The organism is bacterium, assembly GCA_036504735.1.
GTDB lineage: Bacteria > Electryoneota > RPQS01 > RPQS01 > RPQS01 > DASXUQ01.
The window spans coordinates 197,367-209,562 of sequence record DASXUQ010000009.1 but is presented as its reverse complement, the minus strand read 5'-3'; the positions used below and the strand labels follow the sequence as shown (position 1 = coordinate 209,562).

9 protein-coding genes are annotated in these 12,196 nt (G+C 58.5%); 2 read left to right on the top strand and 7 right to left on the bottom strand.

Going from position 1 to position 12,196, the window contains the following annotated elements:
* Positions 1-26: 26 nt before the first annotated feature.
* The 7 genes from nth (VGL38_08305) to VGL38_08275 form a co-directional block, all read right to left on the bottom strand.
* Positions 27-653, bottom strand: coding sequence for an endonuclease III (gene nth / locus VGL38_08305; GenBank protein ID HEY3295426.1), 627 nt, complete (start codon positions 651-653; stop codon positions 27-29).
* 125 nt (positions 654-778) lie between these two features.
* Entirely contained in the window at positions 779-1,219 is a 441-nt protein-coding gene (locus tag VGL38_08300; GenBank protein HEY3295425.1) for a hypothetical protein, read from the bottom strand.
* Between the two features lie 113 nt (positions 1,220-1,332).
* On the bottom strand, positions 1,333-1,986 hold the full coding sequence (gene nth, locus VGL38_08295; protein HEY3295424.1) for an endonuclease III: 654 nt from the start codon (positions 1,984-1,986) through the stop codon (positions 1,333-1,335).
* Positions 1,987-1,996: 10 nt separating this feature from the next.
* On the bottom strand, positions 1,997-2,536 hold the full coding sequence (locus tag VGL38_08290; protein ID HEY3295423.1) for a pyrimidine dimer DNA glycosylase/endonuclease V: 540 nt from the start codon (positions 2,534-2,536) through the stop codon (positions 1,997-1,999).
* Between the two features lie 44 nt (positions 2,537-2,580).
* Entirely contained in the window at positions 2,581-3,915 is a 1,335-nt protein-coding gene (locus VGL38_08285) for a T9SS type A sorting domain-containing protein (GenBank protein ID HEY3295422.1), read from the bottom strand.
* A 215-nt stretch (positions 3,916-4,130) separates the two neighbouring features.
* Positions 4,131-7,523, bottom strand: coding sequence for a hypothetical protein (locus VGL38_08280; protein ID HEY3295421.1), 3,393 nt, complete (start codon positions 7,521-7,523; stop codon positions 4,131-4,133).
* A 210-nt stretch (positions 7,524-7,733) separates the two neighbouring features.
* Positions 7,734-9,896, bottom strand: coding sequence for a P-loop NTPase fold protein (locus tag VGL38_08275; protein HEY3295420.1), 2,163 nt, complete (start codon positions 9,894-9,896; stop codon positions 7,734-7,736).
* Positions 9,897-10,246: 350 nt separating this feature from the next.
* Between VGL38_08275 and VGL38_08270 the strand changes: the two genes are divergently transcribed.
* Positions 10,247-11,221 carry a homocysteine S-methyltransferase family protein gene (locus tag VGL38_08270; GenBank protein HEY3295419.1) on the top strand — a complete coding sequence of 325 codons (975 nt, stop codon included), beginning with the start codon at positions 10,247-10,249 and terminating at the stop codon, positions 11,219-11,221.
* 9 nt (positions 11,222-11,230) lie between these two features.
* On the top strand, positions 11,231-12,187 hold the full coding sequence (locus tag VGL38_08265; GenBank protein HEY3295418.1) for a hypothetical protein: 957 nt from the start codon (positions 11,231-11,233) through the stop codon (positions 12,185-12,187).
* The last annotated feature ends 9 nt before the right edge of the window (positions 12,188-12,196 follow it).

Genomic DNA, 12,196 nt, shown 5'->3' with positions numbered 1-12,196 from the left:
GAATCCTTCGCAGTTCAGCCTTTTCTTCAAACGCCGATTTTCGGGCAGAAACTCTCCATCGGGCATTCCGCGCACTTCGGTTTGCGCGCGGCGCAGATCTGCCGCCCATGCAGAATCATCGCGTGGCTGAACAGGATCCATTGCTCCTGTGGCAGCAGCTTCATCAGATCCTGCTCAATCTTCACCGCATCCTCTTCAGTGGTCAGTCCCATGCGGTTGGAGAGCCGCGTCACATGGGTGTCCACCACCACACCGGTCGCCAGACCAAAGCCGGTTCCTAAAATCACATTGGCCGTCTTGCGTCCCACACCGGGCAGCTTCACCAAAGCATCCAGATCTTTGGGAATCTTCCCGCCGAACTGCTCGACAATCGCCCTGGAAAAGCCGAGAATACTCTTGGCCTTGTTGTGGTAGAAGCCGGTGGATTTGATATCCTGTTCCAGCTCTTCAAGCTCCGCCTGCGCAAAAGCCTGCGGCGTCTTATACTTTTTGAACAGGTCTTTGGTCACCAGATTCACCCGCTCATCGGTGCACTGCGCGGAGAGAATCGTGGCAATCGCCAGTTGAAAGGCATCCTTATGATGCAGCGCACAGGCCGCATTCGGATAGCTCTCAAACAGCGCCGTGGTGAATTTCTGAATGGAATTTTTCATAGGAATGGAAGAAGAAAATGTGAAGTAGAAAATAGGAAAACAGAACCCCCTTCTTATTCCCCCTTTTTCAAAGGGGGAAGGATTAGAGTCTCCCCCTTAGCATAAGGGGAGACTAAGGGGGTATCTTACGATACTTTCCGGTAAAACCGTCTCGCCCCCGGCGTCAGTGCGGTAATCACCATCGCCAGCCCCAGCAACCCATACACCGTTTGCAGCGGGGAATAGCTGATCCAGATCATCTCCACGTCAATCCAGAATATCAGCATGATCCCCACATACAGCGCGTGGGTCAGACTCCAGTGATTCTCCTTGTGGACATTCAGCGCCTCGGCCCATCTCCAGTGCGGACGGCGCAGCAGTCCATAGCACACCAGCGCCGGGTACACCCCCAGCAGCAGAAGCAAAGCCAGACCGGGAATCAGATAGTCGGGAAAGGGCGATTTATCCAGGGCATCGGCGGGAAACTGTATCAGACGGCCATCGGGACTGGCCAGCAGCGTCACTCCGCCGGCAAACCCGCTGATCGCCTGAAAGAACATCAAGAGCAGCAGAAGATAAGGGGCCAAGCGGCGCGAAATTGCGTGGAGCATAAGCGGAAATAGAACATGTGAAATAGGAAAGGAAAACAGAATACGGAAGCGAAGAGACCTCTTCTCTCCTATTTCAAGTTTCCTATTTCCTATTTTCTTTGTGTGACGCCCTTCTTTGGGCAGACTTCATTCAGCGGACAGATCGAACACTGTGGAAGCCGCGCGGTGCAAATGGCCCTGCCATGCCAGATGATGGCATGGGTAAACCAGATCCAATCCTGCTGCGGAATCTGCGGCAGCAGGTCTTTCTCGATCTTGAGCGGCTGCTTATTCTCGGTCAGACCCAGCCGGTAAGAGATGCGGATCACATGCGTGTCCACCACAATTCCGGTGGCCAGGCCGTAGCCCGTCCCCAAAATCACCTGCGCAATTTTCCGCCCGATGCCCGGAAGCGAGGTCAGCTCTTCCACCGTCTTCGGCACCTTGCCACCGAACTTCTCCACCAATCCTTGCCCGAAACCGATCAGGTACCGCGCCTTGGCATGGTGGAAGCTGATAGTCCCGATCATCCCGTCGAGTTCATCGAGGTTCGCTTCGGCCAGCGCCTGCGGATTCTGGTAGCGCTCGAAAAGCTCCCCGCTCACTGCATTTACGCCTGCATCCGTCTGCTGGGCGGAGAGAATCGCCGCCACCGACAGCTCGAATACATTCGTGTGAATCAAAGCCGTGGTAACATCGGGATACGTCTGGTGCAGAATCTTCAGGATCTTTTCTGCGCGGGCGCGTTCCTTTGGCTCAAGCATACGGCCATCCTTAGGATGTCCACCAGCGCGGCGGCCGGGTTTTCCATTGGGCGAAGTAGGCTTTCTCGCCGCGGTAATAGTCCCGGTAGGCCTTTACGGCATTCTTATTCCGATAACTCTCCGGCATGGCCTGCGCAAAGGGCGTTAATCCCGCATCGGGCAACGGCGGCTCGTGCGCGGCCAGCCAGTGAATATAGGGCTCCCAGCGATGGACCTTTCCGTAGCGCCGCGTGTATTCCGCCGAGAGCGCCAGTGCCAGCCGTGCCAGCCAGCGGTAGTTGGCCAGAGAGCCCCGTACCCATAAGGCGCAGGGGTGATTCTGATGCGTCGCCCGGATCGGCGGCAGCCGCCTGGAGGGCTTCACGACATGATGCGCCGTCGCCAGAAGCTGGGCGCTTTCCAGCACCATCTTCACCACATGTTTGTCACAATGGTACTCCGCCGCCCGCTCCGGCTCCCGGTCCAGTACAAAGATATTCATTAGTATGAAAACGCGCAAACCGTCCCGGTAGTTGCACCCAAAGAAAACGCTGAAAGGTCTGAATTTCATCAGCTTGACCTTTCAGCGTTTCAGCGTTTCAGATTTTCAGCATTTTACTTCAGCGCCACCACCTTGGTGGTCAGCATATGGCCATTCGCCGCGAGCTTCACCAGATACACCCCGCTGGCTACCCCTTCCGAAGAAAACTGTACCGAATGAACCCCTGCGCCATACGTGCCGTTCGCCATCACCGCCACCAACCGTCCGGTGACATCATACAGGGCCACACTGACTTTGGCGGCCTGCGGCAGGGCAAAGGGAATCGTCACCGTGGCATTGAACGGATTGGGATAGACCGGACCCAAGGCCAGCTCCGTCGGTATCAACGCTTTCGGATCACCCACCGCATTGGGACTCTCCGTGCGGAAGCTCCACACCGGCCCTTCGGTCGTCCCTGCGTTGTTGATCTCGTCGACCCGCCAGTAGTAAAGAGTTCCTTCTTCAAGATTCTGCGGCGGCGGATAAGAATTGCCCGACTGCTCGGTAGAGACCAGCGGCGGCGGGTTGGTGGTGCCCAGATAAACATTGTGCCCCCACACCGTGCCATCAGCCAGCCAGGAAAGTGTCACCCGCACCGCAATCGCCGTATCGCAATTGGCCGGAAAAGGATGGCTCGCCGTATCCGGCAAGGCCAGCGTCGTAAAGTGCCAAAGCTCTCCGGGAGTAATTCCCGCGGCATTCTGCTCATCCACCCGCCAGTAATAGGTCGTCCCCGGCAGCGTGTTCGTGCTGTAATAGACCGGCAGGGCATACGCCCCCACCGAATCCGGCGGGTTGCTTACGCCAAAGTAAAGCACATGCAGTGTGGTTCCTGCCCCCGCCGTCCACCACAGCGAGTCGCCGGGAGTCACACCCTCTTCACCGTTCGACGGAACCGGATTGCTGGCCGCGCCCGGCGCTGCCGCCGCTTCATTGGACACCAGGATCAGTCGCGTATTTTGCCCGCTGTAACCGCCCTGCAAACCCGCCACATACAGCCGCACCGTCCCCGTCCCCGCCGCCGGAGCCGTCCAGTTGAAGCTGCCGGAATTCTGATTATTGCTCGACAGCTTCACGCCGTTGGATTCCCCCGTCGCGTTGTATGTCGAGGTGCCTGTCCCCGCCGTCAAGCTGCCCGCATTGGCGCTGCCCATGCCCGCGCGGCACGACGCATTGAAGTTGCTGATCGTACTTCCCGCGCTGTGGCCGATGGTCAGACTGTAGGATTGCCCCGGAGTATACGTTGTGGGAAACCCCGTGATCGTAATCGTGCCGCCCGTAGAACCGTGACACTGGGACGCGCACGTCCCCCGGCTGCCCGGCGCGCTCGAATATCCCGTATAACTGTTATGTGCCCACCCCGAAACCGTCATCCCCGCCAGCAGCAAAACCAATATCCCAACTCGCATGCTGTCCTTCCTCAATGATTGAATTTCCTTAGCACGACTACTGCCACCCGCATAATGTCATTCCGTCCCTCCGCGAGTCTACGGAGGAACAGAATGACAACGCCCCATGGGGCCGCGATATTCCCCGCGCTGTTCCCCTCACCGATGGCACCCCTGTCTCCACGCCGAATCCCTGCGACGCCGAGCAGGCGATACAGGTGCAGGGGTTACTCCTGCTATTTCACCAGCGCTACCTTCAGTATCTGCATCTTCCCTGCCGCTTCCACCCGGATAAAGTACACGCCGGAAGGCTGCATGCTGGCGTCAAAGACCATATCATGTGAGCCCGGCTCTAAAAAGCCGTCCTTCAGCATCGCCACCTGCTGGCCAAGGCGGTTGAACACCCGGGCCTTGACCTTCATCCGCACCGGAAGATCAATCGCCACCACGGTGGTGGGATTGAACGGATTCGGATAGGGCTCGTGCAGTGCGAACTCTTTGGGCAGAGCCGGCTTGCTGTCGGCGGCCAGAGAGGTAATCGTAAAGTCCGCCGCACTCTCCACAAAGCTCTGCTGATCGAAGACCGTGCTCACCCGCACGCGGCAATGGGTTGATCCCAGCCCCGAAGGCACCCAAGTAAATTCGCCGTCGTTGGCCGTGTTGGAGTTGATGGTCTCCCACGTGCCGCCGGGGTAATCGCGGTTCAGTTGCAGCTTCAGTGTGCCGCGATGTTCCGGTGCGGACCACTGAATATTGTACGGTGTACCCGCCGCAAGCTGCTCGCCGCCGTTCGGCGCGGACAGAGTCATCTGCGGGGCGCGCAGCACAAAGTCGGCGTCGGACATATCGGTCAGCTCGGGACGGTCCATCGAGGTCACCCGCAGCCGGGCATTGTTGCTTGCCGGAAGCTGCACAATCCACATCGCCGTGCTGTCCGCCGTGATATTGTTCGACAGTTCCAGCCACGTGCCATTGGGATAATCGCGGTTGAGTTCCAGCTTCAAAGGATCGGTCACCAGTTGCCGGGCAAACCGCACCGTGTCCCGCAGTCCGGTAAACACCGTGCCGCCGTTGGGCCACACCAGATGCAACGACGGGCTCACAATTCGCGAATCCGCGTTGGAACTGTCCGTCAGGGTCGCTTGCGTGACATGCGTGATCCGGAAGCGCACATGGTCCGCATCCGGTCCGGTCACCGTCCAGTTTTCCGTGCCGTCATTGGGCGTGGAAGCAAAGAGGGTCTCCCACGTCGCCGACGGGTAGCTGCGATTTATCTCCAGCCGCACATTGCCGCCAAAGCTGGTGCCGCTCCAGCGCAGCCCCACGGCCTGTCCCGGCTGCAGCACTTCGCCGCCGTTGGGATAGAGCAGGGCCAGCCGCGCCGAGCCTGTGGGCACTTCCCACATGCCGCGCCCGTGTGTTGCCGCGCGCAGCACGCCCGTCACCGGCTGCATATCCATGTCGTCGATCCGCACCGCGGGCAATCCTTCGCCCATAATCTGCCAGTCCGAGCCGCCGCTGGGAGAATAGTACGCGCCGATATCCCCGCCCACATACAGCGTGTTATGGTCGCGCACGTCCACCACCACATCCTGATAGGGCACATCCGGCAAATTGCCGCTGATGTTCACCCAGTTGCTGCCGGCCTGCGTAGACTTGTAGACATGCCCGTGTCCGAACCCGGAGAGGGTCACAAATACCGTATTCGCATCCACCGGGTCCGGCACAATCCGCGTCACATAGGCGCCGGGCAGTCCGGCGGTGATATTCACCCACTGTGTGGCGTCCGGGTCGAGGCGGTACACCGAATTATCCGTCGCCAGATAGATCCGTCCCTGCTGCACCGGAGAGGGGACAATCACCTGCATCGTGCCGCCCAGCGTCTGCCCTACGGTCGCCCAACTGCTGTTGCGCCCCTGGTTCGGCGATTTCCACACGTTGCCGTCGGTGGTCGTGGTATAAATCGTCAGATGGTCGAAGGGATCCAGCACCATCGGACATACCCACGCGCCGTCGCCGCTGATTCCCGGATTGATGTCGCTCCAGTTGTTGCCGCCGTCGTCGCTGCGGGAGCGGTGTCCGCCCTGCCACTCGGCATACACCGTGTTGTCGTTCGTAAAGTCCACCACCGAATAGCCGCCGTCCCCGCCGAACACCGCCGCAAAATCCTGACTGCCGTGATAGCGGAAGGTGCCGTTATCCTGCGTCCCGCCGTAGGCCAGCGCCGTATCCAGCGTGGCGTTGCCCATCGCATAATACTGGAAGGTCACAAAGCCGTTGCTCTTTTCCAGCCATGTCGAACCGGCATTGGTGGACTTGAAAATCCCGCCGTCCGTCACCTGCCAGACCTCGTTGGCGTTGGTCGGATGGAACACGATTTCGTGATGGTCCGCATGCACATAGGCCGGATTGCCGAAATTGTAATCCCAGTGGCTGACCTGTGTCCAAGCCAGACCCGAGTTCGTCGAGCGCCACGTGTCCAGCCCCGCCGACAGCACCGTATTGGGCTGGTCGGGCTTCACCGCCAGCGCCATGTCATACCACCCTTGGCTGGCATAATGGTTCGCGCCCGTCTGGGACATCTGCGTCCAGTTCTGTCCATTGTCCATCGAGCGGTAGATTCCCACCATCTGCGAACCGTTGGAAGACCAGGTGCCGCAGATTCCCGCGTACACGATTTGCGAATTGGCCGCGTAGAACGCCAGCACAATTCGCCCGATCTGGTCGATGGAGGGCAGTCCCGTCGACGTGCGGGTCCAGCTTATGCCGTTGTCCGTCGAGCGGTAGATGCCGTTGACGCCGCTGCCGCCCGGATTGCCCGGCGCGCACAGCAGAATATCCGGATCCTGCGGATCCCGCTTCAGTTCCTTAATGTCTCCCGAGCGCACCATGGTAAAGCTGGCCGCGCCGTCCGTCGAGCGGTAGAGGCCGTCATTGGTCGAGGCCATCACAATCTGCCCGTCGCGCGGGTCAATCGAGAGCCTTAAGATGGATTCGCCCTGATTGTATTGATAGGACAGTCCCGTGGTGGCCCACGTCTGCCCGCCGTTGGTGCTCTTCAGCAGGCCGATGCCCATAATCGCGTCGCCGTTAAAGTAGCCCTCGCCCGTTCCGAGGTACATCGTATCGGGGTGCGACGGGTCCAGTTCAAAGCAGCCGACTGAAAGATTGGGCAGATTATCGGTCAGCGGGTGCCAGGATTCTCCGGCGTCGATAGACTTGAAAATCCCGCCGCTTACTCCCCCGGCGTACATTATATTGGCATTGCGCGGGTCGAAGCGGATCACCCGCGCCCGCCCGCCGTGATTGTACGGGCCAAGGTTCACCCAGGCTTCATCGAGGGAATGGTGCCGCATCCGGCCACGTGTCTGGAAGGCTTCCCAGTAGGCTCCCGCCGGAATATTGCCGTCGGGAAAGCCGCGCTGCATCACATCCCATTCGTAACGTTTGAACGGTTTGTAGCCGTGCGCCCGTGGCCAGTCGGTGCGCGAATTATAGTAGGCCCGCCACGGCGCAAGCTGCTGATAGACATTCACCATTCGCTGCGCCGCCTTCGGAGCCGCCATCGCCATAACGGCCATCGCCGCCGCCAGCACCACCAGCCCCACCTTCACCCAATGCTTGCTCATCTGTTGTCTTCTATGTTGAAGTTGTTGTTTGCGAAAAGAACTGTTCCCCATCCACCCTTGTCATCCTGAAGCCCGTCTTCGGGCTGAAGGACCTCGGGTTCGTCTTCGCGCCGCCTTCATCCTTATTTCAGCAAAACCATCTTCCCCGCCCGCACCCCATCCGCCGTCTGCAATCGATACACATACACCCCCGAGGCCAACCCCTTCCCCTCAAAGCTCACCTGGTGACTCCCCGCGGTCGGTGGCCTGCGACCCTCTCAATATGTTCAAATACCGAGTGACCGAGTCAATTCGATCATACACCGCGCTGCCAATACCCGCCTGTACAATGGTATCTAAGCGAGCGACCAAAGCCGGTATATCCATAAACAAACCCAAGAACGGCACAGATTCCTTTGTTAACGGGAGACGGTCAAGTAACTCAAGCAGCCTCCCGTCTCTAGAAGTCTCGCGCGATATAAATTCCCGCACATCTTCAGTACCCCCAAAGTCGTGCCAAGCCCGCAGAATGTAATAGAAGTGTGGATGCGACCACAAAAGCCCATCTCTCGCCGCTGCTTGAATGCGGCCGCGTGCAATCCCTTTACAATCGGCATACGTCTGCAAGGCAAGAGGTGTGTCGTACAGCGATGCTCCCGATGCGGGTGACCCCTCAACTTTTATACGGCGAACCAAGTCACCTATCGGCCAAACACAACCGGAAGCGTAACTGATGCCATCACGCAGCACTCTCCCGCGCGCGATCGAATCAGGAAAGCGACGCAGCACGCGTGCCACAAACCCCGTTGCGTCACTCGGGTAGCCACCAATCACCGACTCGTCTTCGCTGAATTGCTCCCAGAGTAAGAGACACGCAGCGATGACCTTGATAGCGGTGTTTTGTTGAAGTTCAACGGGCGCCTTTGCAGCAAGGCGTCTGAAAAGCTGCGACACTTCATGAGTACGACATAGATCCCCGAGCTTGCCTGTCAGTTGTTCCATCTCGAGATCAGCAGCGTCATCCCACAGCGTTGAAGCCTCGGCATCCGTGGTTTCTCCTTCCGGAACGTCGAATGCAAGTGCTCTGTTATAGTTCTCAGGATGGCATATTCGACCTGTCCGCAGATCGTCTTCCTCTTCGTGCGGACCTCCCGTCGGTTTGTTGCAGATGGCCCCTATGTCGGGAAAGAGTTCAAAGAGTATGCCCTCGGCGTACTTGCGGTGCTCTGGAATGATCTGGGCGAACAAGCCTTCGACGACAGACTTAATTGACTCCTTGGCGTGGGTGTCTGGCAGGCGAAGTCCAGCCGAGATCGTTCGTCTGAAAATCAGGTGGTTATCTCGAATCCCACGGTAAACAGGTTCGCAGAATACCTGAAGAACGCTCAGGCCGACGATATCGGCAAAATTTATATGTTCCCTCTGCCTATCGAAGTTAAACGTCAAGATGTTCAAAAAACGGTTCGCGTGTCGGAGGTTCTGAATCAAATGGAACGCATTCCAGTCCAAGATACTGAACAACCGATCGTTTTTGTCTCGACGTTCCGCTGGGGCTTCCTCCTGCAGGGCGCGTATCCTGGCGCCTACGTAGCTTGACAACGCCTCTGGGGTCGCTTTGGGCACCACGAACGGTGCCTGTATAATCTTTTCCAGATACTTGTTGCCACAACCATCCTGTGACTTGTCAAGAGCCTTCGCGACAGGTTTGGGGTCGAAAGCAAGCAGGTAAACGGTGTTGGGAAAGTCCGCCATGGATCTGACCAACTGGAATATCTGCCTGACTTCTTCATCGGGCAGACGGTCAAGATCGTCTATTACAATGATGACTTTGCTTGGCTGATCCCTTAGGACCTTAGATAGTGCCGTTCTTCTCGTCTCGAGGTCACGCTTCAATACCTTCCCGCTCTTCTTGAGAACAGACGCGGCCGCAAAGAGCATTTGGGAACCAACGACCCAGTAATGCGACATCCCGTCCTGCGGTACATACGACAAGAATGCAAAGAAAGCCGCATAGGATGACACCAACGCGCCAGCTTTCTGCAACTCGGCGTTCCAGTCCTGACGCTTCAAATTCTGCGACAGAGTTTTGAAGAACGCCGAAACCAAGGCCTCGGAAGTTGAGAATAGCCAAGGGCTAAAATGAATGACAACTGGCCTGTCGTTGTGCCCGGCTGTCTTCTTCCGAATATGCTGAAGGGCGAAATTGATAAGCGTGGTTTTGCCCGAGCCCCACTCATCGTAAATACCCACAACCAAGCTATCGGTTGATTTGTACGACAGGATGGAATCGCCCAAATAGCGCGCATAACCCGTCCGGCCAAGCGCATCATCCTTCATATCAGTCTTTGGCTGATCTGAGTCGAAGTCCAAGACCGTCCGGCTTTCATCTGTCATATCAGCCCCCAGCACACCACCGGCAAAAGTGCCAAAGCAAGCAAGAGAAACCGCCGCATAGCGTCCTCCGAGGTTGGTCCCTTCCCTTACTTTCGTGGGGGAAGGTCAGGATGGGGGTTGCCTTTGTCCGCGAATATCGCTAAACTGCCTTCTACCCAAACAGTTAAGATACGGATTCGCCGTTCCAAAGGCAATGCAGCCCACAGCTTAGGTCAGAACTTCCGGTATCCTTAAAGCGTCGCTGCAAAGCCCGTGCGACAAATTTGGCCTTCAATAAACAAGAGCTTGTCTTGTGGATAGGTGGGTAAGATAATGTATCTTTTGCATAGCCTTCACGGTGCGGAGGCCTGATGGCGTCCGGCTACCCCATTATCCTCGATGGCGCGTTCGGCACCGAACTGGAACGGCGCGGTTTTGTGGCCCGTTTGCCTTTGTGGTCGGCCCTTGCCCTGATCGAAGCCCCGGACCTCGTCCAGACCATCCACAAGCACTATCTGGCCGCTGGAGCCGACATCCTCACCGCCGCCACCTTCCGCACCACCCGTTACACCCTCGCTAAAGCCGGCATGGCCGACCGCGCGGAGGAATTGACACGGCTGGCCATCAGGCTGGCAAGGGAAGTTCTACCCCCCTTGTTCCCCCCTTATTCTAAGGGGGGAGACTCTGATCCTTCCCCCTTTGAAAAAGGGGGAAAAGAAGGGGGTTCCGAATTTCAGCGTTTCAGCCTTTCAGCGTTTCAGCCTTTTCCAGGAGTCGCCGCCTCCCTTGCCCCTTTGGAAGACTGTTACCGCCCCGACCTGTGCCCGCCCGATGAGATTCTGCTGCGCGAACATGCGCACACCGCGCGGCTGCTGCGCGATGCCGGGGCCGATCTGATCCTCGTCGAGACCCAGAATAGTGCGCGGGAAGCCCAGATTGCCACGGAAATGGCCCTGAACATGGGCCTGCCCGTCTGGACATCCTTTATGCCCAAAAGCGCCACCGAGCTATACAATGGCGATTCCCTGACCGATGCCGCTCGCGTCGCCTTTGCCTTGGGAGCCAATGCCGTGCTCATCAACTGCTGCCCGCCCGATCTGGCTGCGGCGGCCTTCCAAACCCTGCGCGCCGCGCTGCCCGAGGGTGACATCCTGCTGGGCGCTTATCCCAACTTCCGAGCACCGGAAGGCAAGCCGTGGGACTTTTCCGCCCCGCTTTCCCCCGCAGAATTCGCCCGCTGGGGAGAGCAGATGGTAAGCCTTGGTGCGAACATCTTGGGTGGCTGCTGTGGCACCACTCCCGAGCACATTGCCGCCCTTTCCGAAAAGCTGAAAGCTGAAAGCTGAAAACTGAAAATGAAGAAGTCTTGTCTTCTTTCCTATTTCCTATTTCACATCTCCTATTTGCTTCTGTCCGGTTGCGCGTCTGCACCGCCGCAGCCGCCGATGGCGGTGCCCCAGCCCGATGCACGCAAGCTGCCGCCTGCCCGTGGCATCGTGATCACCTCATCCGTCTCCTCAGATACTCTCGAATGGGGCTTGACCTATAACATCCCGCTGGATATCCTCTGGGTCTCTGGCCGCCGGATTCCCGTACGGCTGCAACCGGGTTCGGACACTCCCGGCTGGCTGAAGGTCGGCATCGATTCGGCCAGCTTCGACACGACGGCCAGTGCCACCGTGCATCTGACTCCCCTGCTGGGCCAGGCTCCCACCGGCAAGCTGAACTTTGTGCTCGAAGCCGTCTCCGACAGCCTGCCGCAGCCCGTCCGCAAGGAATTCCGGCTCTGGATACAGCGCCAGACCGGCCCTTTTACCCGGCTCGCCTTCGGCATCGAATCCCAGCCTTGCGACAGCCTCTGCGCGCATGTATCCCCCTTTGGCGAACTGGCCTTCTATGACCTGCGCCACGGTCAGGGCGCACCGTGCAGTGATACGGTTGCCGTATCTGACGCGGCGCAGATCGGACTCCAGGGCTTTGCCCTCTCGCCGCAGGGCTTTGCGCTCGGCGCAAGCTGCCGGGTGGCCGCCGTCTATGAAGCCTCCGGGGCGCTCTCCTTTGTCAACCTTGGCATTGCCCCCCGGCTTCCCGTGGGTGCCGTGCTGCTCAGTTTGCGCGGGGCCAATGCCTGCTGGCTCTCGCCGGATAACACCGTCGCTCTCATCAGCATGCCCGGTGCCGCGGTCCCCTATGACATCGCCTCGGGCCGCATGATCGGCGGCCCCTGCCATCTGACCAGTGACACCCTCACCGTCCGCATCCACAACGGTCGTATTCTCCGCGCCGGCCTCTGCAAATGGGAATTGCAATAATTCACCATC